The following is a 25,137-nucleotide window of genomic DNA, read 5'->3' as shown; positions in this document are numbered from 1 at the left end:
CGTCGTTCCGGGCGCACCTTTCCCGGTCGCTGAGCTTGTCGAAGTGCGCACGAGGAACCCTTCGACAGGCTCAGGGACCGAAACGGTTCGGGCACACCTTTCTCGGTCGCTGAGCTTGTCGAAGTGCCCACGAGGAACCCTTCGACACTTCGACAGGCTCAGTGCGGCGCAGCCCAGGGACCGGAAACGGTCAGAACGGTGCGGGGTCCGGTTCGGTCCGATACTGCTTCCCGTCGGGTGTCGTCCAGTCGAGGACCCCGCCAGGCCGATGCTCGAGGTCCCACCCGGGGAGGTGCTTCAAGCGGTGGTGATGTCGGCAGAGGCAGGCGAGATTGCCGACATCTGTGGTGCCGCCGTCTTCCCACGCGACCGAGTGGTCGAGGTCGCAGGCTCTGGCTCGCCTGCCGCAGCCTGGTGCGCGACAGGTGCCGTCCCGGAGGCGGACCGCGCGTTGCAGGTCGGCCGGGACCCGGTATTGATTCCGCCCGACGGAGAGGACGGCGCCGGTTTCCGGCTGGACGAGGATCCTGGTGAAGCTTGGTGCGTTCACCGCGATGCGAGCCGCGGTCTCGGGGTCGATCGGGCCGTACCCGTCGAGCATCGCCGGGGCATCGCTCACGCCCGCCATGCTGAGCGCCGGGACCGTGATCTGCACCGTGGGCTTGATGTGCTCCTGCACTTCGATGGGATGCGGGAGCACCGGGCTCGACATCACGTCGTCCGGGGTCACGCCGGTGAGGGCGAGTGCTGCCAGGGCGTCGGCTTGCAGTTGTGCGCACGTGCGGGTGTCGCCGGCAGCGCGCGACTCCGCCGCCGCTGCTTCGACGCGCTCGATGATGCCCTGCGCGATCGGTGCCGTGGTGAACAGGTGCACCCACGCCATGCCGTCCGCTGCTGGCTCGAACTCGACGCGGCGGTCAGCCTCGGAGCGGACCGCTCGGGCGGTAATGGACTCGGGGTGGAGTCGTTCGCGGAGCACGCGAGCGCGGTTCTTGAGTCCTGCGGCGGTCATGCGCTCCGCCTCGCGAAGGACTTGCTCGAGGAACACTGCCCGGCCCGTGGTCGGGACGTCGCAGAGCTGGTCGGTGATCGCTTGCGCATGCCGCGCCGAGATACGGCCTGCCTCCAGCGATGCGAGCACGGCTGGTGCCTCGTTGACGAGACGTTCGGCGTCGTTGGTCGCACGCTGGATCGTCCGTTCCGGTATTCGGGTCGCCATGGCGAGGGCTGCACAGGTCGACCGGCGGGAGAGGGCCTGACGCTCGGCCGGCGGGAAGATGGCCGGGACCGTGGCGTCCGCGAAGGCGTCCGCGTAGGCGGCGGAGCGGGCCAGGAGGCGCGCCTTCCGTGCGTCCAGGACGGCTTGTTGCCGGTGGATCTCAGTCCACTCGTCCGAGAACTCCGCGAGCTGCGCGGCGTACTCGTCGCCTGCGCGGGTCGCGGTTGGGGTGGTCTCGGTCATGGAACAAGTCCATCATGGACCACTGACATTCCAGATGCCGAGTCGAGTTGGTTGTGGAAGTTTCCTCGTGTGCCCTTCGACAAGCTCAGGGACCGGAGGAGGTTGCTCAGGGACCGGAGGGGGTTGCTCAGGGACCGGGAGAGGGTCGCCGGAGCGAGAGGTTCCTCGTTTGCCCTTCGACAGGCTCAGGGACCGGGGGGGGGGTGCTCGGGCGCCAGAGGGGAGTGCTCAGTGATCGGAGGGGCCACTCAGGGGTCGGTAGAGGGATCATCGAAATGCCGCGGAGCATGCCCGAAGTCAGTCGGTGGCGCAAGTTGTTCTTGAGTGGTCATGTGTTATGCCAGGATCTCAGTACCGTGTACCTCGATCGAAAGACACCATGAGTTCCAACACCACCCCTGAATACCCCGCGACGCCGGCGTACGGGCAGCCGTACGCGCCCGCTCCGATCCGCGGCGCCGCCTCCCCGGAGGATCTGACGCTCCCGCTGTACGGGGCGACCTTCCCGCAGGCCATCAAGCGCTACCTCCGCAAGTACGCGACCTTCACCGGCCGCGCCTCGCGGAGCGAGTACTGGTGGGCCACGCTGTTCGTCTTCCTCGTCGCGCTCATCCCGAACATCCTCTTCTTCACGGGCTTCCTGATCGGCGCGACGTCGGCTGCCGCGCAGCGCGAGGCCGTCGTGTTCGACAGTAGCCCGGGCGCACGGACGTACTACACCCAGCCCGGCATCCTCGAGATCCCCGAGGCTGCTCCGCTGATCCTGACGGGCTTCGTGCTCCTCTGCCTCATCGGGCTGGCGACCATCGTCCCGAACCTGGCCCTCGCCTGGCGCCGCCTGCACGACGCCAACTTCCCCGGCCCGTTCTACTTCCTCTCGCTCATCCCGTCGGTCGGTGGCCTCATCCTGTTCGTCCTCGTCCTCCTGCCATCGAAGCCAGAGGGTCAGCGGTTCGACACGGTGCGCTGAGTCGCAACCTGACGACCGGAACGGGCCGGCGCGGACGAGATGTCCGCACCGGCCCGTTCTCCATCTCACAGGACGTGCGTGGACGCCTCAGCCGGCCGCCGCGACGTCGAGCACCCATGTGACACCGAACCGGTCGGTCACCATGCCGAAGCCGGGGCTCCAGGCGGATGCGGCGAGCTCCTCGACGACCGAACCTCCGACGACGAGTCGGTTCCAGAACACCTCGACCTCCGCGAGCGTCTCGCCACGCACCGCGACGAAGCAGGACTGCTCGGTGACCGTCGTCCCGTGCTCGCGGCGGGTCGTTCCGGTGCCGGTCAGTGACGCCGCCGGAGCTCCGGGGCTGTCGTACGCCATCACCCGGAAGCCGTCCTCGGATTCGATCTGACCGAAGACGACCAGGTCGGCGCCCGGGGCGTCCTTCGGCATCCCGAAGTCGCTGTAGCTCGCGATCGTCGTCCGCCCGCCGAAGACGGACTGGTAGAACTCCAGCGCAGCGCGGGCGTCGCCCTGGAAGTTGAGGTGGGTCGTGGTCGTGATGCTCATGCGTGCTCCTCGAGTCGTGCCGGGCTCCTCCCGGTCGAGCACCACTGTCCCAGGCGTCTAGGACAGATCATGTCCTGCACTCGGACTACGCTCGCACCATGGCCTCACCCACCTCCAGACTCCTGCAGTTGCTCTCGCTCCTGCAGGCGCGGCGCGACTGGCCGGGTGCCCTGCTCGCCGACCGGCTGGACGTCAGCCACCGAACGATCCGCCGCGACGTCGACCGGCTCCGCGAGATGGGGTATCGCATCGAGGCCACGATGGGGCCGGACGGCGGGTACCACCTCGACGCCGGGAGCGAACTCCCGCCGCTGCTCTTCGATGACGAGCAGATCGTCGCGCTCGCCATCGCCCTCCAGACCACGGCCGTCGCGGGATCCGGATTCGAGGAGCCCGCGCTCCGAGCACTGACGACCGTGAGACAGGTCCTGCCGTCGCGGCTGCGGCATCGACTCGACGCCCTCGACGTCGCCTCAGTGCCCCGAGCCGGCGACGGACCGACGCCCCAGGTGGCCGTGCCGGTCCTCCTCGCGCTGTCCGCGGCCATCCGCGCGCGGGAGGTGCTCCGGTTCGGGCGATCCGACGATGATCCGGAACCCCCTCGGCGCGTCGAGCCACACCACCTGGTCACCTCCCAGGGGCGCTGGTATTTCGTGGCCTGGGACCTCGACCGCGACGACTGGCGGATCTTCCGCGCCGACCGCATCGTGCCGAGGACGCCGCCCGGACCGCGGTTCCGTCCGCGCGAGGTGCCAGGTGGAGACGTGCAGACGTTCGTGGCGGCGAGGTTCAAAGGATCCGAGCAGACCGATGCCTGGCCCTGTGTCGGCACCGTCGTGCTCCACCTGCCGTTCGAGGCGGTCCGACCGTTCGTGGGCGACGGCACCGCCGAGCCCCTCGGCCCGGACCGCACGCGCTACACCGCCGGGGCTTGGTCGTGGGTGGCGCTCGCCGCCTCCCTCAACCGCTTCGACACCGCCATCGACGTCGTCGAGCCGCCCGAGCTCGTCACCGCGTTCGCGCAGCTCGCGGAGCGCAATGCCGCGACCGCGCAGACCGTCAGCCGTGGAGCGCGTCGTCCGGCGGTCCGAGACGGACGGCGGTGAACCGCACGGTGAGGCCGGCCCGCGTCGGGGCCGCGCAGAAGAGTCCCGCCTCGACGTCGACATCCGGGTCGAGGTGGGCGACGCGGACCAGTCGCCAGTCCTCGTCGTCCACCCGGGCGCGCACGGTGACGGCGTCGCCGTCGCGGCTCGCGCGCACGGTGACCGTTCGTCCGAGCCAGTCGGGGACCGGTGCCACCGACCAGTCGGAGGTGCCGTGCGTGACGACCGCGCCGAGCTGGGCGACCCCGTCGGACACCTCGACCCCGGCCTTGATCCACGTCGATTCCGAGGCGCGGAGGAACACACCGGCCTGATCGAACTGCTCGGAGCCGTCGAGGACGAACGACACCTCGATCGCCGCCCGTCGCTGCATCGGCGCGATCAGCGCATGCTCCGTGTCGTGGACGAAACCGTAGGAGGTGTGCCGCCAGGCGTCACTGCCCTCGACGGCGGTGACGAGCAGGGAACCGTCCGGTTCCGTCGTCACCGCCGCAGGGGCTGTCGTCCAACGTCCGTGTTCGGCGAGGCTCTGGAGATCCATCCGTCCATCCTGACGCATGGATGCGGGCGCCGCAGGTTCTGGGGCGCTGGGGCACGGCGCGGGACGGCGTCCTGTCGGTCAGGCCGGCGACGTCTGTGCTGTGCCGCCGGTACGGTGTCGCCTCGTCACGATCAGGTACACCGTCACGATGAGGACGACGTGGACGGCCGAGTTCGAGGCGCCGGAGGTGATCCAGCCCTCGAGCCACTTCGCCGGACCCTGATTCAGGTCCAAGACGGAGAACCGACCGGCGAGGAGGGCGACACAGACGGCGATCTGCACGAGCGTTCCCGTGCCGAAGCCGAGTCGCAGGAAGCGTTGCACGTCCGTCCCCGTGGTCCCGCGCCGCATCAGGAGCCACAGCACCGCTCCGCTCGCCACGGCGATACCGAGCACCTGCAGCAGGCCGGCGTTCGGTTCGGTGACAGCCGTCAGGGTGTTGCTGAGGTCGAACACCGCGCCACCGGCGAGACCGGAGATCTGGATCGACAGCACGCCCACCAGGGAGACGTAGACCAGGCTCAGCGCGAGCCCGATCGCGTACGACGCGGCGTGCTTCACGGTATCCCCATCTCCTGTTGTCCGGCGATCCCGCCGGAAGGAACGTCAAGCCTACCGAGCGCACCCGTCGGACGCGGTCGGGCACCGTCGCCGCGCCCGACCGCGCTCGCCTCAGATCGCCGTGCCGAACTCGCGGATCGTGATCCCCGAGGCGGTCAGTGGGCCGCCATCGGTGTAGAGCGAGATCCCCGTGTCGCCCTCGGCGAAGTGCACCTGCTGCGAGACGACGGTGTGACCGGCGTTGACGAAGACCTCGACGCTCTGGGTGTCGACGAAGACCCGCAGGTGGACCGAGCGTGCAGCCGCGTCGATCGGTGCTGCGGCCCGCGTGTACGGCTGCAGCGAGAAGCCGGCCAGGTCGGACGGTGAGCGGTCGACGTAGAGCTCGGCCCCGGCCTTCCCGATGTTGGTGTGGCGGGAGCCGTCCGCCGAGCGCCCGACGGAGAGACCGACGTTGGACGCGGTGTCCCAGGTGAGGTCGAGCTCGATCTCGTACGCTCGGCCGCTCCAGGGCAGGACGGCGCTCCCGGTGACCGTCTGGTCCGGGAGGGAGACGGTCGAGGTCGCATACCCGGCCAGGGCGTCCACGGGTGAGCTGAGCAGGCTGTACCGACCACCGGACTGCGCCTCGAGTCGTAGCTCCCGGACGACGGAGTTCTGGCCGTTGTAGCCGTCCGAGGCGTCGGTGGGGACGTCGCGGGCCGCGTACTTCCAGTTGTTCATCCAGGCGATCGCGAGCCGGCGGTCGTCGGGCGACTCCGCCTTCTGCCAGGTGACGGCGGCGTACCAGTCCCAGCCCCAGTCCAACCACTGCGGGGTGAGGTCGTCGGCCGTGAACCGCGTCCCGTCCCAGGTGCCCGTCCAGTAGGCGTAGGTCATCGGCAGGCCGATCGAGTAGGCGTCCATGCTGGCGCCCAGCACCCAGTGCCAGCTGCCGTCACCCGCTCGCATCTGGAACAGGTCCGGGCACTCGATGCCGCCGAGGTCGTGGTTCGGGAAGTCGAAGTTGTGCTGCAGCTGCCAGGTCGTGAGATCGGGCGAGGTGTAGAAGGCCGCGTAGCGCGCCCGACCGATGACGCACACCCATTCGTTCCTGGCCGCGTCCCAGTGGACCTTCGGGTCCCGGAACCACTCGGCGTTCTCGATCTCCGCCGTGGTCTGGGCCGCACGTCCGTCGGTGTTCACGATCACCGGGTCGGGGAGCATCGTGAACGTGAAGCCGCCGTCCGTCGACCAGTAGAGGTACTGCTCCTGGTACTTCCGGACGCCGTCCGTAGGCTGCGTCGCGAGGGCGATGACCGCGCCCGCCCCGAAACCGGCGGTGTTCGCGGTGTCGACGACGGCGGATCCCGACCACACCGGGAAGTCCGGCTGCAGCGGCATGACCGTCCCGTGGTGGGTGAAGGCGACGCTGTCGGTCGTCGTCGCGTGATCCCAACCGCCCGGGCCGTTGTTCTGGCCGGAGTGCAGGTAGTACAGCTGGTAGGCGCCGTTCGTGAACACCGGTCGTTGCGGGTCGCAGAGCCACCCCGACGGTGGCGTCATGTGGAACACCGATCTGAGCGAGGCCTGCGCCTGTGCGGTGGTCTGCGCCTGTGCGGCGAGGGGTGTGCCGGCACTCGCGAACAGGGCGAGCGCCCCGAGGCCGGCGCCCTGGAGGACGGTCCGGCGGGAGAGGTCGTGCGTCATTGCGGTTCCTTTCGTCGGTGCCGCGGGCGCGCCGAAGGCACCCGTGGCGGGGATGGTGCTGGATCGTGCGGTGGAGGACTGCTCAGGCGGGCGCGTGCGCCTGGTCGGTGGCTGGCACCCGGTCGAGGACGGCGACGGCCACCGAGACGGGACTGGCGCGTTCGCTCGCGAGGGTCAGCGTCGGTCGTCCGCTCCCCAGGAGGACGAGGTCGGAGACGGTGGCGAGACCGCCGTCGACGAACAGCTCGAGCAGCGGGCCGTCGAGGCTGAGGAGGAGCCGCGCCGGACGGTCGCCGGCGAGCGGGACGATGCTCGTCGAGGCGAAGTCGGGGTGCACCGTGTCCATGGCACCGCCCGACCGGGCGACGGAGAGTGACGCCGCCGCCGGGTCGTGGACGATGAGGACCGCTCCGCCGGTGTCGGCCGTCAGTCGGAGCCGCAGCTCACCCGTGATCGACGGATCCCAGCGCAACTCGACCACGCCGTCGCCATCGAGCGCCAGGTCGACGGCGTCCGAGGACAGGGCGACGGTCGTCGGTTCGATCGCGGCCAGTCGTTCCCGGACGAAGGCCGGCGGCTCCTGCACGAGTCGCGGCCGGCCGTCGACCGTGGTCAAGGAGAGGCGTCTGGGGAGCGACATCGCGCCCCGCCACGGCGAGGCGGGGAGGTCGGCCGCGTAGCGCCAATTGCCCATCCAGCCGAGGATCACCGCTTCGCCGTCCGGAGCGCCGTCGAACCCGACCGCCGCGTAGAAGTCCCGACCGTGGTCGAGCCGCTGCAGCTCGGCCCGCTCAGGCGTGAACACCGTGCCGTCGAAGTCGCCGACGAGATAGCTCATCGACGATCCGTCCGGGTCCTGCGCGTCGCCGATCGGGTTGGTGCTGAGGAGCAGGACCCACCGGAGCTCGTCCGGGCGGCCGTCGACCGCGAGCTGGATGAGGTCGGGGCACTCCCACACGACGCCGGTGGGACCGAACGGACCGACGGTGCTGACGTGCTCCCAGGTTCGGAGGTCGGTGGAGGAGTACACGAGGACCTGACGCTCCACGGCTTCCACCGTCAGCATGATCCAACGGAAGCCCGCGGCGTCCTCGTACCGGATGATCTTCGGGTCGCGGAACGCGTGCGAGCCGCGGTCGAGGATCGGGTTCTCCGGGTCGCGCTGCCAGGTGAGCCCGTCGTCGTCACTGGTCGCCCGGGACTGCGCCTGCCGACCGTCGGTGGACACGCTCGTGTAGTACGCCGTGAGGCGTCCGCCGGGACCCGCGGCGACCACCGATCCCGAGTACACCTGCTCCTCGGTGGTGTACCGCAGGGCGACCGGATGCTCCTCCCAGTGCTGCAGGTCGACGCTCGAGGCGTGACCCCAGCTCATGTTGCCCCAGTCGCCACCCTCCGGGTTGTACTGGAAGAACGCGTGCCACCGCCCGCGGTGGAAGACCAAGCCGTTCGGGTCGTTCATCCAGTTCCGCTCGGGCGTCAGGTGGAAGCGGGGCCGTGGAAGGGCGTGCTGTTCGTCGTGCACGGTCGCGCCCTCAGACGGAGTGCCGCGGGACGGCCGGGCAGGCGATGAGCTGCGGCCCGGCGGGCAGCGCGGCGTCGAGACCGAGCAGCCGACGGACACCGGCAGCCCCGAGCTCGTAGTGGGGGAGGGCGACCGTCGACAGCGGTGGCCGGAGGTGGGCGGCGATGACGTCCTGGTTGTCGAACCCCATGACGGCCATGTCGTCGGGGATCCGCAGTCCGTGCTCCCGCAGTCCGTCGTAGAGTCCCATCGCGACACGGTCGTTGTGGCAGAACACCGCGGTGGCGCCCGAGTCGACGACCTCGGCGGTCGCCGCGTATCCGCCCTCCTGCTCCGGTGAGGCCGGGAACACGAGGGCGTCGTCGAAGGCCACCCCCGCCGCCTGCAACGCCGAGCGGTACCCGGCGAGCCGGCCGGTCTGTGCCGGTGAGGGGGTCGTCGTGTTGACGAAGGCGATCCGTCGGTGACCGGCCGCGAGCAGCGCCTCGGTCGCGGTCCGCCCGCCCTGCTCCTCATCGGGGACGACGGCCGGGAGCCCGCTGCCGGCGGCGTAGCAGTCGACGAGCACGGTGTCGGTCTGGAGGAGCGCATCCGGCACGGTGATCTCGTGGTGGAACCAGGTCGAGTAGAGGATCCCGCGGACCTGGTGCTCGAGCATCATCGCGATGGCCTCCACCTCGGCGGCCGTGTTGCCGTCGGTGTTGGCGACGAGCAGGACGTAGCCGTGGCGCCACGCCTCGTCCTGGGCGCCGTGGATGATCTGGCCGGCGAACGGGGTCGTCGCGATCGCGTCGGCGACGAGGCCGATGAACCGTGAGTGCCCCTGGGACAGCGTCTTTGCGAGGGCGTTCGGCCGGTAGCCGAGCTCCGCCACCGCCTCGTGCACCCGACGTTTCGCGTCCTCGCCGATCCGCGACCCCGGCTTGTCGTTGACGACGTGCGAGACGGTCGCCACGGAGACGCCGGCGGCCTTCGCGACGTCGCGCATCGTGATGCCCGAGGTGTTCTTCGGGTGGTCCGCGCCGGGCTTCGGCTGGTCGGTGCTGCTCATCCCTTGGTCGCTCCGCTCTCGAGGCCGCTGATCATCGCTTTGTTCAACACGAGGAACACCAGCAGCAGCGGTGTGACCGTGACGCAGACGGCGGCGAACGTCGCCGTCCAATCAGTGTTCCCCATCGCCCCGATGTAGTTCTGCAGGCCGAGCGGGATGGTCTTCAATCCGTCCGAGAGCACGAAGGTGTTCGCGAAGATGAAGTCGTTCCAGATGAAGATGCTGTTGACGAGCACGACGGTGATGATCGTGTTGACCGAGAGCGGGAAGGTGATCTGGCCGAAGATCCGGTACGGACCCGCCCCGTCGAGCGACGCGGCCTCGTACATCTCCCTCGGGATGTACTCGTAGAACGAGGAGAACAGGTACACCGCCATCGGCAGGGCGAACGCCGCCAGCGGGATGATCATCGACAGGTGGGTGTCGAGCAAGCCGACCTGCGAGTAGTCGATGAACAGCGGGACGAGGGCGATCTGCACGGGCACGATGATGCCGAGGAGGAACAGGCCGCGGACGAGCCCGCTGAACCGGAACCCGAGGACCTGGAGCGCGTACGCCGCCATCATGCCGGCGATGACGATCAGGACACTCGACCCGAGGGTGACGATCAGGCTGTTGACGATGTTCAGCCCGAGGTTGCCGGTCGAGAACGCCCGCGCGTAGTTCTCGAGCGTCCACTCGGACGGTAACGCGAAGGGGTTGCCACCGGCGAAATCCGCCGCCGTCCGGAAGCTCGTGAGCAGCAACCAGACGAGCGGGTAGACCTGGACGATCACGATCGCGACGACGGTCACGGTGAGGATCGTCCGCTGCACCCGCACGCGCGGGGTGTGCCGGGGTTTCCGCTTCGGTGTCGGCGCTACCGGGGGCGCGACGTGTTCGGTCGGCCGGGCGGGGAGGGTGGCGGTCATGACTTGTCCTTCCGTCGGAGCAGCAGGAAGATGAGGCCGACGGCGACGAGACACTCGACGACGATGAACATGGAGATCGCGCTGGCGTAGCCGTAGTCCGTGTGGACGAACGCCGTCTTGTACATGTACGTGGTCAGCAGCTCGGACGACTGACCGGGCCCGCCGTTCGTCAGCAGGTACGGGATGTCGAAGCCGCGGAGCGCGAAGGTCGTCGCCATGACCGTCGTCGTGATCCACACCGGCCGGATGTACGGGAAGCGGATCCGCCAGAAGATCTGCCACCAGGAGGCGCCGTCCAGCCTGGCGGCCTCCTCGAGGTCGCGGGGTACGGCCATGAGGGCGGCGTAGATGATGAGCATGTACAGGCCGGTGAACCGCCAGCCCTCCGGGATCGACACGGCCGCGAGGACGGTCTGCACGTTCGACAGCCAGGCCGTCTGGAGGTCGCCGAGGCCGACCCACGCGAGCAGCTGGTTGATCAGCCCGACCGGTTCGAGCGCGTACAGCCGCTGGAACAGGATGGCGATCGCGACCGTGGAGATGACGGCCGGCAGGAGGTAGAGCGTCTTGACGAGCTCGCGGGCCCGGGGGAGGGCCGTGAGCAGCCCGGCGACGAGGAGCGCGCCGCCGAGCTGGAGCACCAGACAGATCGCGAGGTAGCCGAGGGCGTTGCCGAAGGAGGTCCAGAACACGTCGTCCCGGGTGAGCATCTTCACGTAGTTGTCGAGTCCGACGAACGCCATGTCCGTGATGCCGTCCCACGAGAAGAGGCTGAGGAACAGCGACTGCACGATCGGCAGGAGCACCGCGACACCGTAGAGGACGAGCGGCGGCACGAGGAACACGAGCACCGACAGGGTCGACCGGCGGGGCAGCATCGAGGTGGACATCGGCTTCCGCCGCCGCGGTGGGCGGGCGGATGCCGCGCCCACCGCGCTCTGGGTGAGCTCAGTCATCGACGTTCTCCGTGAGGGCCGCATCCATCGTCGTGATGAACTCGTCCGGCGTGATGTCGCCCTGCACGAGCAGGGTCAGCTCCTGCTGGAGTCGGGTGTTCGTGGCCGGGTCGAGCTGGGTGTCCCAGGGCATCGCGATCGCCGGTCCGACGCCGTCGGCCTGCGCCACGGAGCTGGCGTACAGCTCGGTCGCGTTCGCGGGGACGGTGGTCTGCGCGGAGGTCGTCGGCGACAGCGCGCCAGTCGCCGCGTAGAGCTCCGGGTAGCGCTCGAGGGCGAATGCGAGGAAGTCGCGGACGAGCGGGTCGTACGTCTTCGCGTTCACGGCCATGCCGATGCCGGAGGGGGTGACGTACTCGTTGTCGGCGGTGACGGCACCGTCGATGGTCGGCAGCGTGAAGGTGCCGACCGCGTCACGGACGCCGGGGTCGAGCGCATCCGTCGCGAGGTTCGAGAGTTCCCAGGTGCCGATGTTGTAGACCGCGGCCTTCCCCGAGGTGAAGAGCGCCTGCGCGTCCGCGTAACCGGTCGAGGAGAAGCCCTCCTGGAAGCAGCCGGCCTGCCCGAGGTCGTACAGCCACTCGGCCGCGGCCTTTCCTGCCGGGTCTGAGAAGGAGGCCTTCCCGGCCTTCAGGTCCTGGATGTACTCGGGACCCGCCATCCGGAACGGGTAGTAGGCCATGTAGCGCTCGAGCGGCCACTGGTCCTGACCGTCGAGTGCGATCGGGGTGACGCCCTTGGCGCGGAGCGCCTTGCACATGGCGGGGAAGTCGTCGAGCGTGGCCGGGACGGTGACACCGGCGTCCTCGAGGAGCGAGCGGTTGTACCAGAAGAACTCCAGCTGGAACTCGAACGGCACCATGTACAGCGAACCGTCGTCGAACCGCTGGTAGTTGAGCGCCGCCTCGCGGTAGGAGTCGGCGAGACCGAGGTCCTCGAGGAGCAGGTCGACGTCGACCATCCGGCCCTGCTTCGCGAGCTTCTGCGCGAACGGGGTCGCGTCGGTGTCGAAGAGCTCGGGGAGCTTGTTCGCGGCCGCGAGGGTCTCGTACTTCTGGATGTAGGACGGGCGGTCGGGCGTCGTGATGAGGTTGAGCGAGAAGCCGGGGTGGTCCTTCGCGTACTCGTCGGCTATCTGCTCCATGGCGGTGATCACCCCGCCGTCGGCCGGGCGGGAGAGCAGCCACGAGATCTCGCGGGGGACGATGTCGCCCTTCGGGTCGACGTCGGTCGGGTCCGTGGCACTCGATCCGCCGGCGCAGCCGGAGAGGGCGAGCGCTGCAGCGGCGACGAGCGCCACGAAGGCGGTGCTGCGGGTGGGGCGCATGGTGCGGGGGCGTGCGGTGGTTGGCATGGTCGGAATCTCCGTTGATCGATCACAGGTGGGTGCGGGTGTGCGGGTGGTGGTGCAGCAGGGCGGAGCGTGGTGTCGGGATCAGGACGTGGTGCTGGTGAGGAGTCGGTGTGAGGTGGGGTCGTCGTCGGAGTCGCCGCCGTCGCGTTCCAGGAGCGTGCACGCCTCGACGGTGACGGTCCCTTCACCGACGAAGATGCCGACGCGACCGCTCGGTCGGTCGTAGAGGCGCGTGCTGAGGACGACCGCGTCGTCGACGGTCGCGACGCAGAGGTCGCCGTCGACGATCACCTCGAGCTCGTGCAAGCCGGGGGCGAGGTGGCAGGGGCGTTCGAGTTCGACGACGAACGGGACGTCGCCCGAGATCTGCCACTGCTCCGTGCCGGTGCTGGAGCGGGGCCAGCGGTCGAACACGAGGCGGTCGCGCTTCGGCTCCAGGCGCAGGACGTAGCCCTCGTCGCCGTCGTCGCTCGCCCGGAGGAGGACGCCGCACTCGGTCGTGCCGGGGGCGATGTCGAACCGGGCGACCAGTCGGAAGGAACTCGGTGCGTCCACGGCCGACAGGGCGTCGGCGTACCCGTCGGGGGCGCTCAGGACCGTGCCCGGGGCGACGACGGTGTCCGTCGGCTCGTCGGCGGGCGCGAAGGTGTCGCTGAGTTCGGTGGGCGGATGGAAGGCGAGGGTGCCGTCGGCACGCTGCTCCGCTTCGAGGACCGACATGGTGCCGGCCCACTGCCAGGCGCCGGCGTCGTGGGCTCCCTCACGCGAGGCGATCCAGCCGAAGAAGAACCGGCGTCCGTCGCGGGCGGCGGACTTCGCCGCGTAGTAGGCGCGTCCGTCGAGCGTGTCGTGCTCGGGGACGATCCAGGGTCCGTGCAGGGTGCGCGACATCCGGTAGCGCGTCGTGAACGACTCACTGAACTCGGAGTACACGAGGTACCACCAGTCGCCCCACTGGAAGACCTCGGGGCACTCGTGGGCGATGTAGCGGCGCGGGTCCCAGAACGGCTCGACGGGTTCCCAGGTCGAGAGATCCGTGGAGGTGCACTGGGCGATGACGCCGCGACGCCGTTCCGGGCCGTGTGCGTGCCGGGCGGTGATGAGCATCCGCCAGACGGCCGCGTCCTCGTCCCAGAAGACGAAGGGGTCCCGCCAGTCGGCGGTCTCATATCCTGCGGTGGCGCCGAAGGTGTCGGCCTCCCGGCGTTCCCAGGTGCGCATGCCGTCGGTGCTGACGGCGTGCATGACGAGTTGCAGCGCCAGACCGTCGGCACCGCGGCGCTCCGGGTGCTGTCCCGTGTAGAAGACGTGGTGGACCCGGTCGGGGCCCAGGACGACGCTGCCCGTGTAGACGTTGAAGTCCGGCGCGGACGGTCCGCCCGACGCCAGTGCCTCGCCGAGGTCGTCGAAGTCGACGAGGTTCCGGGTGGTCACGCGATGCCACGGCATGCCGATCTTGGGCACGCGACGCGACTCGTGCAGGTAGAGGAGGTGGAAGACACCGTCCTCCTGCCAGGGGATGACGTCTCCGACCCATGCGCCGTTCGGCTGGTGGAACCCTCGTTGGTTCATGACGTCCTCTGCAGTGAGTGGTTAATCGGTTACGCAGTTACCGTAGCGGGATGCCGAGAAGGTGGTCAAGCGGTTAAGCAAAGTTAAGCAGCTCGATCGTCGACTTGCCCCACGCGACATTCGAACGTATGTTCGACATATGACCCGCCCGCGTCCGATCCGCCTCGACCACGACACGTGGCTCGTGATGCGGAACGACCCGGTGATCCCGAAGGCGGTCATCGAACGGCGCCGGGATCGGGGCGGCGCCGACGCGTACTTCGTCATCGCCTGGGACATCGATCCGCTCAAGCGGGTGTTGATGAGCGTGCAGCCGAGCCTGGAACGCGCCGATGCGCTCGTCCGGTATGACGTGCCGCGCACCACCTCCGACCGCGACGGACCGCCCAACGGGCTCAAGGCCACCCCGCGCTGATCAGCGGACTCGGCAATCACCCAGCAGAACCATCGACGACGTATGGACGGCTCAGAGGAAGCCCATAGCCGGCACGCCGATGCTCGTCTCACGACCGATCGAGACCACCGATCGCAGACGAAGGCGAGGCGCACCATGAGCAGGATCCCGACACCCGAGACCACCCCGGACGGCCCGGCCTACGAGGGGCGCCTGCTCGACCGGGCAGACGAGGAGGTCGTCGACCAGGGCGTCGCGTTCGACCTCGGGACCCTCGTCAGCCGACGCACGGTGCTGAGCCTCGTGGGCGCCGGGGTCGGGGCCGTCGCGCTCGCCGCCTGCTCCACCGGGGCGTCCGGCAGCAGCAGCATGAGCACGGGCGCCGCGAGTTCCGGCACGAGCACCGCGACGGCGACCGGCGACCTCCCATCGGGCGAGATCCCCGACGAGACCGCGGGGCCCTACCCGGGCGACGGCTCGAACGGAGCCGACGTGCTCGAGGAGTCCGGCATCGTCCGCAGCGACATCCGGTCGAGCATCGGGTCCGGGACCACCGCGAGCGGGGTCCCCATGGCCCTCTCGCTGACCATCCTCGACATGGCGAACGGTGACGCCCCGTTCACCGATGTCGCCGTGTACGTCTGGCACTGCGACGCATCGGGCGGCTACTCGATGTACTCCGACGGGATCGAGGACGAGACCTACCTCCGCGGCGTCCAGGTCGCCGACAGCTCGGGGACCGTCTCGTACACCTCGATCTTCCCGGCCTGCTACTCGGGCCGGTGGCCGCACATCCACTTCGAGGTGTACCCCACGGTCGCGGACATCTCCGACTCCGCGAACGCCATCGCGACCTCGCAGGTCGCCCTGCCGCAGGCGGCGTGCGACACCGTCTACGCGCTGTCCGGCTACGACGGTTCGAGCGGGAACCTCGCCCAGGTGAGTCTCGACGACGACAACGTCTTCGGTGACGACGGCGGTGCCCTGCAGCTCGCGACGGTGACGGGCGACGCGACCTCGGGATACCAGGTGGCGCTCACGGTCCGGGTGGACACCACGACGACGCCGACCGCCGGTGCCGCTCCGTCCGGTGGTGGCGGGGCTGGCGGCGGTGGAACGCCGCCGAGCGGACGCTGACCGCGGCACCTCCACGCATTCCCGTCCCGACCCGCATCGACCCGAAAGGACCCGTCATGGGATTCCTCCAGAACCTCACCGGCTGGCACGCCCTCATCGTCCTCGCCGTCATCCTGTTGTTCTTCGGCGCGGCGAAACTCCCCAGCCTCGCCCGCAGCGTCGGGCAGTCGGCGCGCATCCTGAAGGACGAGGTGTCGGCCGACGCAGACACGCGCGCAGACACCCGCGCCGACACCCCTGCCGCCTGATCATCGGAGCGCATCGTGTTCGGACTCACCATGGACAAGCTGATCGTCATCGGCGTCCTCGCGGCCGTGCTCATCGGCCCGAAACAGTTGCCGGTGTACGCCGAGCGACTCGGGGTGCTCGTCCGCACCGTCCGCGACCTCGTCGCCACGACCAAGGCGCGAGCCGCCGAGGAACTCGGACCGGAATTCGACCCGACCGAGTGGAAACGTCTCGACCCTCGACAGTTCGATCCCCGACGGATCATCCAGGAGGCGCTCGTCGAGGAGCGTGGGCCGGTCGCGCAGCTCGAGCAGTCGACGACGTCGGAGGCGCAGGTGGAGCCGACCGTACCGTCTGCCCCGGAGAAGCCGGTCGCGAGCGGCGGCTGGCAGGCCGCGCTCCTCGAGCGGGTCGGACGCGACGGGGCGGATGCGCACCGCGCACCCGCCCCGATCATGCTCACCGAACGCGTCGTCCTCGACGAACGCGTCGACGAACCCGCTAGCCGACGGGCGTCGTGACGCGTCCGTCCTGGCCGTCCGCCGCGGCACCGCTGGTCGACGCGGGCGGCAGGATGTCGAGTGGCATCGTGTGGGTGTCGATGAGCGGGTTGTCGTCCTGCCCCTTGACGAGTTCCACCGCCTCGGCCTTCGTCTCGACCGTCGGCACCGAGCCGATGAGCGGACGACGAGCCGTCTCCCGCATCGTGAGCACGCCGACGCCCGCCACAGCCGCGAAGAACATGATGTAGAACGCGGGCATGAAGGTGTTGCCGGTGAGCTGGATGAGGAACTCGCTGAACAGCGGCGTCGTGCCGCCGAAGAGCGAGACGGACAGGTTGTAGGCGATCGCCATCGCGCCGAAGCGGGACGCCGTCGGGAAGAACGCCGGCAGCGAGGCCGCGGACGGTCCCGCCCACAGCGCGACCGGGGCGGCCACCATGAAGAGGGCGATGAAGATGGCCCAGATCTCACCGATCTGCATGACCGCGAACGCCGGCACCATGAGGGCGAGGGTCGCACCGACGGCCATGAGGTAGACGGGCTTGCGACCGAGCTTGTCGGACATGCGGCCGACGAGCGGCAGGCAGGCGGACATGATCAGCAGGACCGGGATGGTCGCGACCGCGGCCGTCAGGTTGGAGACGCCGACGTCCTTCTCGAGGTAGGTCGGCATGTAGCTCGTGAGTGCATAGCCGGCGGTGTTCGTCGCGGCGACGATCGCCATCGCGATGAGGATCTGGCGCCAGAAGTGACGGAAGATCCCGAAGACACCCTGGCGGGCCATGGGGTCCTCGTGCTCGGACTCGATCCCGCCGGCGGTCTCGGCGACCTCGTAGGCCGGAGTCTCGGGGATCTTGAGGCGGAACCACACCGCCACCGCACCGAGCGGCAGGGCGATGAGGAACGGGATGCGCCAACCGAACTCGGTCATGGCGTCGGGGCCGGCGAGGCCCTCCGCGATCAGCGTGGTGAGGGCGACGGTCCCGGCACCGGCCGCGAAGCCGACGTAGGACCCCACGTCGAGCCAGGAGGCCCAGAACCCGCGGCGACGGTCCGGTGAGAACTCGGCGACGTAGGTGGAAGCGCCGGCGTACTCACCACCGGTCGAGAAGCCCTGGACCATCTTGAGGAGGTACAGCGGGGCGATGGCCCACAGCCCGATCTGGGCGGCGGTCGGCAGCACGCCGATGAGCGCGGTGGCCGCGGCCATCATCGACATCGTGAGGAAGAGGATCTTCTTCCGGCCGATCTTGTCGCCGAGTGGTCCGAGCACGAGCCCGCCGAGCGGACGCACGAGGAACGACACGGCGAACCCGAACAGGGTGACGAGGATGCCGGCCTCAGGAGGGAGTCCCTCGGTGAAGACGACGGTCATCGTGACCGCGAGGTAGCCGTAGATGCCGAAGTCGAACCACTCCATGAAGTTGCCGACGACGGTGCCCGAGATGGCGGTGCGGATGCGCGACCGCTTCACGACGAGGACGTCGTCGACGCGGAGGCGCCTGGTCTTGCGGGCCGGCTTCCGGCCGGTCTTGGGGGAGGGGGATGCGGGGGACGATGATGCCGCGTTGTCGCTGGAGTTCACAAGTAGTACTCGTTTCCTGACAGTCGTGTTGAATCATTCGGCACTCGCGTAGTCGCTCAGTGCCCGAGAAATGCCGGAGGATCGCCATGCTGCACTGGCACGGAGCTCGGGGGAGCTGCACGTCGGGTGGCGGGTCGTTCTCGGGGAGAACGCGTCCTCTCGGCTCTGGACGGGTATAGACAATACCAGGTGTCCAGTGGCGCCCCTCCCCGCGGTGGAGCGGGCACAATGGACGGCATGGATGTTCGGAGCGGTGTCTGGACCCTCGACGGCGGTCTCGGAACGCTGCTCGAGGCACGAGGGCACGACCTCTCCGACGCGCTGTGGAGCGCTCGTCTGCTGCTTGAGGAGCCACGGGCCATTCTGGACGCTCATCGGGAGTTCTTCGCCGCCGGTGCGCAGATCGCCATCACCTCGTCATACCAGGTCGGCTTCGAGGCGTTCGAGCGGATCGGCATCTCGGTTCAAGAGACCGAACGGCTCCTGCGGTGCAGCGTCGAACTGGCGCGTGCGGCGCGCGACACGCGGTCGGAATCGGACCCCGACGGCCTGCTCCTCGTCGCCGCGTCGGTCGGTCCATATGGCGCGACGCTCGGCGACGGCTCGGAGTACCAGGGGGCCTCCGGCCTCAGTCGGACCGAGCTGCGGCAGTGGCACGAGCGGCGTCTGGCGGTGCTGGCCAACGCCGGCCCCGACCTCCTCGCCCTCGAGACCATCCCGACGCTCGACGAGGCGACGGCGCTCGCCGAACTGGTGCGGGGTTCGGGAGTGCCTGCATGGTTGTCGTTCACGGTGGAGGGCGGTCGTCTGCGCTCGGGTGAACCGATGGCGGAGGGCTTCCGACTGGTCGAGGGGATCGACGAGTTCCAGGCCGTCGGTGTCAACTGCTCGCACCCGGACGAGGTCCTCCCGGCCATCGCCGCTGCGCGGTCCGTGACGGACAAGGCGGTGGTGGTCTATCCGAACTCGGGCGAGCGCTGGGACGCCGACGCCCGCTGTTGGCGCGGAGCCGCCGGGGTCGGCGAGGTGGAGGCCTGGCTGGAGGCCGGGGCGACGATCATCGGCGGCTGCTGCCGGATCATGCCGGCCGACATCGCCGACATCCGTGCGCGGGTCGGCCGGGAGCGACGCCCCTAGCCGACGTTGAACCCGCCGTTGCTCGAGAGGACCTGGCCGTTGATCCAGGAGCCCGCCGGCGAGAACAGGAAGCGGACGAGGTCGGCGGTGTCGGACGGCGTTCCGAGCCGGCCGGCGGGCGTCGCCTCGGCTCCCCAGCGGCGGATGTCGTCGGTCATCCAACCCGTGTCGATCGGACCCGGGTTGATGACGTTCGCCCGCACCCCGCGGTCGCCCAGTTCCACTGCCGCTGCGGTGACGATGCGGTCGAGCGCGCCCTTGCTGGCGCCGTAGGGGAGGTTGTGCACGGTGTGATCGCTCGTGAGGGCGATGATGCGACCGGCCACTCGGGGCGGTGCCTCCTGCACGGGGAGCTGTTCGGCGAAGGCCTTGATGAGGAGCCACGTCGCCCGCGCGTTCACGGCGAAGTGGCGGTCCCAGCTGTCGAGGTCCGTCGTGAGGATCGAGCTGTCCACCGACTCGCAGTGCGACATGACGAGCCCCGACACGGGACCCAACTGCGCAGCCCGCCCGACGAGTTCGGCCGGGAACGCCGGGTCGGCGAGGTCACCGAACACGAGCTCGACGGTGACACCGAGCGCACGGCACTCGTCGGCGATCGACTCGGGGTCGTCGGGGGTCCGCTCGTAGCCGAGGCGCTCGTCGTAGGGCCGCCAGGCGTTGAGGACGAGGTTCCAGCCGTCCGCGGCGAGACCGGTGGCGAGTCCCGCCCCGATCGAGCGGCGGCGCCCTACCCCGGTGATGATGGCGATGCGGTCGGCGGCGGTGGCGTCGTCGGTGAAGTCCATCCCGAGACCCTACGCGATGTCGGGTGGTCGCCGACAGGCCGGGTCCGGCTCCGGTCAGGCGGCCAGGAGCCGACGGGCGATCGCGCGGGCGGTCTCGAACGGTTCGCGGAAGGTGCGCATCCCGACCGTCACGATGGCGCCCTCGTACAGCAGCATGAGTTCGCGGGCGCGCGCTCCGGGGTCCGACAGGCCGGCTTCGGTGATGAGCTCGGCGAAGCGGTCGAGCAGCCACTGCTTCTGTCGGGTGACCTCGGGGAGGACGAGGCCGCTCGTCGCGTGGTCGGGGATCTCCGCGCGTGCGTTGACGGCGCTGCAGCCCTTGGGGCTGTTGTCGTCCGACCAGTCGATCGCCGCGTCGAAGATCGCGAGGACCCGGTCGATCCCGGGTTCCGGGTGCCGGGCGAGGAACTCGTCGACCCAGACGCGCCAGCGCGCGTCGCGATGCTGCAGGTAGGAGAGCACGAGGGCCTCCTTGCTGCCGAAGCGGTCGTAGAGCGTCTTCTTCGTGACCCCGGCCGCCTCCGCGATGGTGTCGACGCCGACCGCGTGGATGCCGTTCTCGTAGAAGAGCACGGAGGCGGCGTCGAGCACGCGTCGGGCGCCCGGCGTGAGGGGTGCGAGCTCTGGAGTGTCGACCGTCATGCGAAGACTATACCAGTCTGTATACTGCGGGGATGAGTAAACAGATCGGTATACCTGTGATCCACGCGATCCGCGCGGTCATCGTCCCCCTCGCGGCGATCGGGTTCGTCCTCGCGTGGAGCTCCGGGTTCATCGTCGCGAAGATCGGAACCGAGGACGTGCCGGTGCTCACCGTGCTCCTCTGGCGGTTCGTACCGCTCGCCGTGGGGCTCGCGATCGTGCTACTGCTCAGCGGGCAGTGGCGGAACGCCACCCGGGCACAGGTGCGGTCGCAGCTCGTCATCGGCCTGTTCGCGCAGTTCGGCTACGTCGTGTTCGTCTACGCCTCGGTCGCCGTGGGCATCTCGACCGGGACGACCGCGCTCATCGACGCCGTCCAGCCGCTCGTCATCGCGGCGCTCGCCGGACCGCTGCTGCACGTGCGGGTCCCGGGCGCTCAATGGTTGGGGCTCGGGATCGGCGCAGTCGGGGTGTTCCTCATCGTGCAGTCCCAGTTCGGCGCCTCGGACGCACCGCCGATCGCCTACGCCCTGCCCGCACTGGCCATGGTCAGCCTCATCACCGCGACGATCCTGGAACGGCGCTCGCCGCACCGAGCCCCGGTCCTCCTCACGCTCACCGTCCACGCGACGGCGACCATGGTGCTCCTCGCCGTGCTCGCCCTCGCGACCGGTGAGGCGGTGCCGCCGGGCGACGCGACCTTCTGGCTCACGACGCTCTTCCTCGCGCTCGTCCCGACGCTGTCGGCCTACGGGCTCTACTGGTGGCTGCTGCGTCGCATCGGGGTCACGGTCCTCAACGCGCTCCTGTTCCTGGTCGCGCCGACGACCGCCGTTGCGGGTGCGCTCCTGTTCCGGGAGCCGTTCACGCTCCTGACGGCCGGCGGGTTCCTGCTCAGTGCGGCGGGCGTCGCCCTCGTGCTCGTGAGCGACGCCCGCGGTCGCGTCGATGCCCGTCGGGTCAGTGCCCGTCGGGTCAGTGCCCCTCCGGCTGCCGATCCTGCTGACGGCGCATCTCCTCGGCCAGTGCCGGATTCCGCTCCGCAAGGTGCGCGGTGATGTCGTCGACCACCTCGGGCGTCTTGTTCTGACTGAGCTTCGCACGGGCGTCGAAGCGGGTCACGCGCATCCGGAGGCCGACCGTCCCCTTCGCTGCGCGCCGGGTGCCGGCCTCGTCCTGGGACAGGTGGCGGCCGTCCGGTTGGTGGTCCTCGAAGTGGTCGGTGAGTCGCGAGAGCATCTCGTAGTTCTCGTCCTCGCTGAGGACCTCCGGCGTGCCGTACAGGTGCGCGGTGACGTGGTTCCACGTCGGGATCAGCTGGCCCTCCGGGTACCAGCTCGGCGAGACGTAGTCGTGCGGTCCCTGGATGATGACGAGGATCTCGTGCTCGCCGAGCTCGTGCGAGTGCTCGTCCGGTCGGCCGAAGTGGCTGACGATCGACAGCTCGTCCCGGTCCTCCTCGAGGATCGCCGGATAGTGGGAGGCGACGAGACCGGTGCTCGCGGGCGAGACGAACGTCGCCCACGGGTGGTTGCGGATGAGGCGCTTGACCTCGTCGACGTCGGTCATCAGGTACGTGGGGGTGTGGCGCATGGTGGGGTCACTTCCGGTCGACACGGGTGCGGACGGCGAGGCCGGCGCACAGGATGACCGCGAGCCCGCCGAGCACGGTGGCCCAGTCGAGTCGCTCGCGGAGGATGAGGGCCGCCCAGACGATGCTCAGCACCGGCTGGAGGAGTTGGATCTGGCTGACCCGGGCGATCGGGCCGATCGCGAGTCCGCGATACCAGGCGAAGAAGCCGAGGAACATGCTCACGACGCCGAGGTAGCCGAACGCCAGCCAGCTGCCGATGGCTGCGGTCGGTGGCTGCTGGACGACCGACAGCGCTGTGAGGGCGACCATGAGCGGTGCTGCCACGACGAGCGCCCAGGAGATCGTCTGCCAGGAGCCCAGCTCCCGGGCGAGCAGTCCGCCCTCCGCGTAGCCGACGGCGGCCGCGACGACGGCGCCGAGGAGGAGGAGGTCCGACCAGGCCAGCGGCGCGAGGCCGCCGTGCTGCACCGAGGCGAACAGCATCGCCGCGACCGCGCCAGACCCCGCGAAGATCCAGAAGCGACGCGTCGGGCGCTCGCCGCCCCGCAGGACGGCGGCGACCGCCGTCGCCGCCGGGAGGAGGCCGATCACCACGGCGCTGTGACCGGCGGGAGCGGTGGTCAGCGCGAAGGAGGTCAGGAGCGGGAATCCGACGACGACGCCGCCGGCGACGATCGCGACGCGAGCCCACTGCACGCCGGTCGGTCGTCGGGCTCGCAGAGTTGCGAGGGTGATCGCGGCGAGCAGGGCTGCGATGACCGCGCGCCCGGAACCGATGAAGAGTGGCGAGAGTCCGACGAGTGCGACCTTCGTGACGGGGACCGTGAAGGAGAACGCCAGGACGCCGAGGAAGCCCCAGCCGAGCCCGCTGCGGGATAACACTCGCGCCGGCGTCACGATAACGCTACTCTGTGGACTCATGGACAACGATAGCACCGGGCGGATCGTCGCCGCCATGACCGCTTGGATCGCAGCGGCACCTCCGGGTGCACGCGTGCCCTCCAATCGGGCGTTGACCGCCGAGTTCGCAGCGAGCCCCGTCACCGTCCAGAACGCGATGCGCCAGCTCGCCGGCCGAGGGCTCATCGAGAGTCGGCCGGGCGTCGGCACCTTCGTGCGTGCGGCTCGTCCGGCGCGGTCGGTGGACTACGGCTGGCAGACCGCTGCGCTCGGCGCGCTGCCGTGGCGCTCTGGCGCGCTCTCCTCGGCGCAACGGTCGGTCGCACCCGCCGCGATCGCGATGCACTCCGGATACCCCGCCCGAGAACTGTTGCCTGAACGGCTGGTCCGCGCCGCGCTCGCGCGTGCCGCCCGCACCGACGTGGCGATGACCCGATCACCGGCGGCCGGGTCGCCGGAACTCCAGGCGTGGTTCGCAGCCGACCTCGCGGAAGCCGCACCGCCCGGGGTCACGCCGCCGACCGCGCGGGACGTCATCGTGATCTCCGGCAGCCAGAGCGGACTCAGCTCGATCTTCCGGGCACTCGTCGGCCCGGGGCAGCCGATGCTCATCGAGTCGCCGAGCTACTGGGGTGCGATCCTCGCGGCCGAGCAGGCGGGTGTGACGCTGGTCCCCGTGCCGACCGGCCCGGACGGACCGGACCCGGACGTCGTGGAGCGCGCGTTCCAGGACACCGGTGCGCGGGCGTTCTACGCACAGCCGACCTTCGCGAATCCGACCGGCGGCCGCTGGTCGCCGGAGACGGGGGTCGCGATCCTCGAGACCGTCCGGCGGCACGGCGCGTTCCTCATCGAGGACGACTGGGCGCACGACCTCGCGATCGACGTCGATGCCCGGCCGCTCGCCGCGCTCGACGACGACGGACACGTCATCTACCTGCGGTCGCTGACCAAGAGCGTCTCGCCGGCGCTGCGGGTCGCCGCCGTCATCGCGCGGGGGCCCGCCCACGACCGGATCCTGGCCGACCTGGCCGCCGAGTCGATGTACATCAGTGGGGTCCTGCAGGCCGCGGCCCTCGACGTGGTCACCCAGCCCGGGTGGCGGTCGCACCTCCGTGGTCTGCGACCGCTCCTCCGGGCCCGGCGGGACCTGCTCGTCGCGAGCCTGCGAGAGCACGCCCCGACGGCGCACCTCGAGCGGCTGCCGCTCGGTGGACTGAACCTGTGGCTGCGGCTCCCGGAAGGCACCGATGTGCCGCGCGTGGTCCGCACCTGCGAGAGCCGTGGGCTCATCGTCTCCGACGGCACCGAGTGGTTCCCGGCGGAGCCCGCGGGGTCCTACCTCCGGGTCAACTACTCCGGCGAGGACGCGGGTCGCTTCGATGAGGCGGCCCGCATCCTCGGCGGTGTCCTGGCGGACGAACGCGCCTGACGGTGTCCAGGCGACCGTTCGTTACAGGTCGAGCTTCGCGTTGTCGCCGCCGTCGTAGGTCTCGCCGGTGACCTTCGACTTCACGAACGCGACGGCGGTCGCGATCTTGCCGCCGGGGCTGTCCCAGTACTCGGCGCTGTCGGCCGAGAACTTCAGCAGACCGACGCGCGGGTCGGAGGGGCCGTCCGGGAACCAGGCCTCGACGACGCTGTTCCAGAGCTCTTCCAGCTTGGCGTGGTCCTCGACGAGCTCGGCGGTGCCGGCGAGCGACACCCATGAGCTGTCCGAGCTCAGCGTGACGCCGGCGTTCGGGTTGACGTCGAGCTGCTGGACGGCGGAGGCGTCCTTGCCGACGATGAACCACAGGTCGCCGTCGAACTCGCGCTCCTGGACGGTGAGCGGGTGGGCGACGAGCTTGCCGTCGAGGTCCACCGTGGTGAGCATCGCGAAGCGGAAGTCCGCGAGCAGCTTGTTGAGGGTCGTGTAGGGGTCGGTGTCTCCGGCCATGGGGGTCTCCTTCGTCTCGTCGACCGGCCCGTCGATGTCGGGGTGC

26 protein-coding genes are annotated in these 25,137 nt (G+C 69.8%); 9 read left to right on the top strand and 17 right to left on the bottom strand.

Going from position 1 to position 25,137, the window contains the following annotated elements; genetic code table 11:
• Nucleotides 1–190 precede the first annotated feature (190 nt).
• Entirely contained in the window at nt 191–1,462 is a 1,272-nt protein-coding gene (locus EAO79_RS17625) for an HNH endonuclease signature motif containing protein (RefSeq protein WP_124769789.1), read from the bottom strand.
• A gap of 379 nt (nt 1,463–1,841) precedes the next feature.
• Here EAO79_RS17625 and EAO79_RS17620 point away from each other — a divergent pair, with 379 nt between their 5' ends.
• Nucleotides 1,842–2,432: a DUF805 domain-containing protein gene (locus EAO79_RS17620; RefSeq protein ID WP_124769788.1), complete on the top strand. Its 591-nt coding sequence runs from the start codon at nt 1,842–1,844 to the stop codon at nt 2,430–2,432.
• Between the two features lie 87 nt (nt 2,433–2,519).
• Here the strand turns inward: EAO79_RS17620 and EAO79_RS17615 are convergent, their stop codons facing one another.
• The gene (locus EAO79_RS17615; RefSeq protein ID WP_124769787.1) at nt 2,520–2,978 is read right to left on the bottom strand and encodes a VOC family protein; all 459 of its coding nucleotides are present in this window, start codon (nt 2,976–2,978) and stop codon (nt 2,520–2,522) included.
• Between the two features lie 98 nt (nt 2,979–3,076).
• On the opposite strand from EAO79_RS17615, the gene EAO79_RS17610 reads away from it, so the two are divergent.
• Nucleotides 3,077–4,084, top strand: coding sequence for a YafY family protein (locus EAO79_RS17610; RefSeq protein ID WP_124769786.1), 1,008 nt, complete (start codon nt 3,077–3,079; stop codon nt 4,082–4,084).
• Here EAO79_RS17610 and EAO79_RS17605 read toward each other — a convergent pair.
• The 9 genes from EAO79_RS17605 to EAO79_RS17565 all read right to left on the bottom strand — a co-directional run bounded on the left by EAO79_RS17605 (nt 4,038) and on the right by EAO79_RS17565 (nt 14,244).
• Nucleotides 4,038–4,625 carry a DUF1349 domain-containing protein gene (locus tag EAO79_RS17605; RefSeq protein WP_079706946.1) on the bottom strand — a complete coding sequence of 196 codons (588 nt, stop codon included), beginning with the start codon at nt 4,623–4,625 and terminating at the stop codon, nt 4,038–4,040. The two genes, EAO79_RS17610 and EAO79_RS17605, sit on opposite strands and share 47 nt — an antisense overlap.
• Before the next feature lie 78 nt (nt 4,626–4,703).
• On the bottom strand, nt 4,704–5,186 hold the full coding sequence (locus tag EAO79_RS17600; RefSeq protein ID WP_124769785.1) for a hypothetical protein: 483 nt from the start codon (nt 5,184–5,186) through the stop codon (nt 4,704–4,706).
• Between the two features lie 111 nt (nt 5,187–5,297).
• Complete coding sequence (locus EAO79_RS17595) at nt 5,298–6,875, bottom strand: glycoside hydrolase family 32 protein (RefSeq protein ID WP_124769784.1); 1,578 nt, start codon at nt 6,873–6,875, stop codon at nt 5,298–5,300.
• Between the two features lie 82 nt (nt 6,876–6,957).
• Complete coding sequence (locus EAO79_RS17590) at nt 6,958–8,400, bottom strand: glycoside hydrolase family 32 protein (protein WP_124769783.1); 1,443 nt, start codon at nt 8,398–8,400, stop codon at nt 6,958–6,960.
• Between the two features lie 10 nt (nt 8,401–8,410).
• Complete coding sequence (locus tag EAO79_RS17585; RefSeq protein WP_124769782.1) at nt 8,411–9,451, bottom strand: LacI family DNA-binding transcriptional regulator; 1,041 nt, start codon at nt 9,449–9,451, stop codon at nt 8,411–8,413.
• On the bottom strand, nt 9,448–10,362 hold the full coding sequence (locus tag EAO79_RS17580) for a carbohydrate ABC transporter permease (protein WP_124769781.1): 915 nt from the start codon (nt 10,360–10,362) through the stop codon (nt 9,448–9,450). The genes EAO79_RS17585 and EAO79_RS17580 overlap by 4 nt, the downstream gene beginning before the upstream one ends.
• Nucleotides 10,359–11,240 (bottom strand): carbohydrate ABC transporter permease, encoded by an 882-nt coding sequence (locus EAO79_RS17575; protein WP_056013507.1) that lies wholly within the window; start codon nt 11,238–11,240, stop codon nt 10,359–10,361. Before EAO79_RS17575 ends, EAO79_RS17580 begins: the two co-directional genes overlap by 4 nt.
• Nucleotides 11,241–11,310: 70 nt before the next feature.
• Nucleotides 11,311–12,672 carry an ABC transporter substrate-binding protein gene (locus tag EAO79_RS17570; protein ID WP_241160920.1) on the bottom strand — a complete coding sequence of 454 codons (1,362 nt, stop codon included), beginning with the start codon at nt 12,670–12,672 and terminating at the stop codon, nt 11,311–11,313.
• Between the two features lie 81 nt (nt 12,673–12,753).
• A complete protein-coding gene (locus EAO79_RS17565) occupies nt 12,754–14,244 on the bottom strand; it encodes a glycoside hydrolase family 32 protein (RefSeq protein ID WP_124769780.1) in 1,491 nt (496 codons plus the stop codon).
• 139 nt (nt 14,245–14,383) lie between these two features.
• Here EAO79_RS17565 and EAO79_RS17560 point away from each other — a divergent pair, with 139 nt between their 5' ends.
• The 4 genes from EAO79_RS17560 (at nt 14,384) to EAO79_RS17545 (ending at nt 16,524) form a co-directional block, all read left to right on the top strand.
• The gene (locus tag EAO79_RS17560; protein ID WP_079706952.1) at nt 14,384–14,659 is read left to right on the top strand and encodes a hypothetical protein; all 276 of its coding nucleotides are present in this window, start codon (nt 14,384–14,386) and stop codon (nt 14,657–14,659) included.
• A gap of 135 nt (nt 14,660–14,794) precedes the next feature.
• Nucleotides 14,795–15,775: an intradiol ring-cleavage dioxygenase gene (locus EAO79_RS17555; RefSeq protein ID WP_124769779.1), complete on the top strand. Its 981-nt coding sequence runs from the start codon at nt 14,795–14,797 to the stop codon at nt 15,773–15,775.
• A gap of 56 nt (nt 15,776–15,831) precedes the next feature.
• Nucleotides 15,832–16,023 (top strand): twin-arginine translocase TatA/TatE family subunit, encoded by a 192-nt coding sequence (locus EAO79_RS17550; protein WP_124769778.1) that lies wholly within the window; start codon nt 15,832–15,834, stop codon nt 16,021–16,023.
• A 15-nt stretch (nt 16,024–16,038) separates the two neighbouring features.
• Nucleotides 16,039–16,524: a Sec-independent protein translocase TatB gene (locus EAO79_RS17545; RefSeq protein ID WP_124769777.1), complete on the top strand. Its 486-nt coding sequence runs from the start codon at nt 16,039–16,041 to the stop codon at nt 16,522–16,524.
• Here the strand turns inward: EAO79_RS17545 and EAO79_RS17540 are convergent.
• A complete protein-coding gene (locus EAO79_RS17540) occupies nt 16,505–18,091 on the bottom strand; it encodes an MFS transporter (protein ID WP_124769776.1) in 1,587 nt (528 codons plus the stop codon). The genes EAO79_RS17545 and EAO79_RS17540 overlap by 20 nt on opposite strands.
• A gap of 237 nt (nt 18,092–18,328) precedes the next feature.
• Here EAO79_RS17540 and mmuM point away from each other — a divergent pair, with 237 nt between their 5' ends.
• Entirely contained in the window at nt 18,329–19,228 is a 900-nt protein-coding gene (gene mmuM / locus EAO79_RS17535; RefSeq protein WP_206428250.1) for a homocysteine S-methyltransferase, read from the top strand.
• On the opposite strand, the gene EAO79_RS17530 is transcribed toward mmuM, so the two are convergent.
• A complete protein-coding gene (locus EAO79_RS17530) occupies nt 19,225–20,016 on the bottom strand; it encodes an SDR family oxidoreductase (protein ID WP_124769774.1) in 792 nt (263 codons plus the stop codon). The two genes, mmuM and EAO79_RS17530, sit on opposite strands and share 4 nt — an antisense overlap.
• Nucleotides 20,017–20,070: 54 nt before the next feature.
• Complete coding sequence (locus EAO79_RS17525) at nt 20,071–20,658, bottom strand: TetR/AcrR family transcriptional regulator (RefSeq protein WP_124769773.1); 588 nt, start codon at nt 20,656–20,658, stop codon at nt 20,071–20,073.
• 32 nt (nt 20,659–20,690) lie between these two features.
• Here EAO79_RS17525 and EAO79_RS17520 point away from each other — a divergent pair, with 32 nt between their 5' ends.
• Nucleotides 20,691–21,716 carry a DMT family transporter gene (locus EAO79_RS17520; RefSeq protein ID WP_124769772.1) on the top strand — a complete coding sequence of 342 codons (1,026 nt, stop codon included), beginning with the start codon at nt 20,691–20,693 and terminating at the stop codon, nt 21,714–21,716.
• Here the strand turns inward: EAO79_RS17520 and EAO79_RS17515 are convergent.
• Entirely contained in the window at nt 21,634–22,251 is a 618-nt protein-coding gene (locus EAO79_RS17515; protein WP_124769771.1) for an FMN-binding negative transcriptional regulator, read from the bottom strand. The two genes, EAO79_RS17520 and EAO79_RS17515, sit on opposite strands and share 83 nt — an antisense overlap.
• 7 nt (nt 22,252–22,258) lie before the next feature.
• On the bottom strand, nt 22,259–23,173 hold the full coding sequence (locus EAO79_RS17510) for a DMT family transporter (RefSeq protein WP_124770220.1): 915 nt from the start codon (nt 23,171–23,173) through the stop codon (nt 22,259–22,261).
• Here EAO79_RS17510 and EAO79_RS17505 point away from each other — a divergent pair.
• Nucleotides 23,172–24,584, top strand: coding sequence for a PLP-dependent aminotransferase family protein (locus tag EAO79_RS17505; RefSeq protein ID WP_124769770.1), 1,413 nt, complete (start codon nt 23,172–23,174; stop codon nt 24,582–24,584). The genes EAO79_RS17510 and EAO79_RS17505 overlap by 2 nt on opposite strands.
• 21 nt (nt 24,585–24,605) lie before the next feature.
• Here EAO79_RS17505 and EAO79_RS17500 read toward each other — a convergent pair whose 3' ends face one another.
• A complete protein-coding gene (locus EAO79_RS17500) occupies nt 24,606–25,091 on the bottom strand; it encodes a pyridoxamine 5'-phosphate oxidase family protein (RefSeq protein ID WP_064294726.1) in 486 nt (161 codons plus the stop codon).
• Between the last annotated feature and the right edge of the window lie 46 nt (nt 25,092–25,137).

This window comes from Plantibacter sp. PA-3-X8, from assembly GCF_003856975.1.
GTDB lineage: Bacteria > Actinomycetota > Actinomycetes > Actinomycetales > Microbacteriaceae > Plantibacter > Plantibacter auratus.
This window is presented reverse-complemented; position numbering and strand designations above follow the sequence as displayed.

Bases quoted from the DNA above. Each gene is read 5' to 3' on its own strand.
- EAO79_RS17500 (WP_064294726.1), bottom strand. From the start codon at position 25,091: ATGGCCGGAGACACCGACCCCTACACGACCCTCAACAAGCTGCTCGCG.
- mmuM (WP_206428250.1), top strand. From the start codon at position 18,329: ATGGATGTTCGGAGCGGTGTCTGGACCCTCGACGGCGGTCTCGGAACG.
- EAO79_RS17570 (WP_241160920.1), bottom strand. From the start codon at position 12,672: ATGCCAACCACCGCACGCCCCCGCACCATGCGCCCCACCCGCAGCACC.
- EAO79_RS17565 (WP_124769780.1), bottom strand. From the start codon at position 14,244: ATGAACCAACGAGGGTTCCACCAGCCGAACGGCGCATGGGTCGGAGAC.
- EAO79_RS17585 (WP_124769782.1), bottom strand. From the start codon at position 9,451: ATGAGCAGCACCGACCAGCCGAAGCCCGGCGCGGACCACCCGAAGAAC.
- EAO79_RS17530 (WP_124769774.1), bottom strand. From the start codon at position 20,016: ATGGACTTCACCGACGACGCCACCGCCGCCGACCGCATCGCCATCATC.
- EAO79_RS17515 (WP_124769771.1), bottom strand. From the start codon at position 22,251: ATGCGCCACACCCCCACGTACCTGATGACCGACGTCGACGAGGTCAAG.
- EAO79_RS17505 (WP_124769770.1), top strand. From the start codon at position 23,172: ATGGACAACGATAGCACCGGGCGGATCGTCGCCGCCATGACCGCTTGG.
- EAO79_RS17550 (WP_124769778.1), top strand. From the start codon at position 15,832: ATGGGATTCCTCCAGAACCTCACCGGCTGGCACGCCCTCATCGTCCTC.
- EAO79_RS17620 (WP_124769788.1), top strand. From the start codon at position 1,842: ATGAGTTCCAACACCACCCCTGAATACCCCGCGACGCCGGCGTACGGG.
- EAO79_RS17610 (WP_124769786.1), top strand. From the start codon at position 3,077: ATGGCCTCACCCACCTCCAGACTCCTGCAGTTGCTCTCGCTCCTGCAG.
- EAO79_RS17575 (WP_056013507.1), bottom strand. From the start codon at position 11,240: ATGCTGCCCCGCCGGTCGACCCTGTCGGTGCTCGTGTTCCTCGTGCCG.
- EAO79_RS17525 (WP_124769773.1), bottom strand. From the start codon at position 20,658: ATGACGGTCGACACTCCAGAGCTCGCACCCCTCACGCCGGGCGCCCGA.
- EAO79_RS17520 (WP_124769772.1), top strand. From the start codon at position 20,691: ATGAGTAAACAGATCGGTATACCTGTGATCCACGCGATCCGCGCGGTC.
- EAO79_RS17580 (WP_124769781.1), bottom strand. From the start codon at position 10,362: ATGACCGCCACCCTCCCCGCCCGGCCGACCGAACACGTCGCGCCCCCG.
- EAO79_RS17605 (WP_079706946.1), bottom strand. From the start codon at position 4,625: ATGGATCTCCAGAGCCTCGCCGAACACGGACGTTGGACGACAGCCCCT.
- EAO79_RS17625 (WP_124769789.1), bottom strand. From the start codon at position 1,462: ATGACCGAGACCACCCCAACCGCGACCCGCGCAGGCGACGAGTACGCC.
- EAO79_RS17510 (WP_124770220.1), bottom strand. From the start codon at position 23,173: ATGAGTCCACAGAGTAGCGTTATCGTGACGCCGGCGCGAGTGTTATCC.
- EAO79_RS17560 (WP_079706952.1), top strand. From the start codon at position 14,384: ATGACCCGCCCGCGTCCGATCCGCCTCGACCACGACACGTGGCTCGTG.
- EAO79_RS17555 (WP_124769779.1), top strand. From the start codon at position 14,795: ATGAGCAGGATCCCGACACCCGAGACCACCCCGGACGGCCCGGCCTAC.
- EAO79_RS17615 (WP_124769787.1), bottom strand. From the start codon at position 2,978: ATGAGCATCACGACCACGACCCACCTCAACTTCCAGGGCGACGCCCGC.
- EAO79_RS17595 (WP_124769784.1), bottom strand. From the start codon at position 6,875: ATGACGCACGACCTCTCCCGCCGGACCGTCCTCCAGGGCGCCGGCCTC.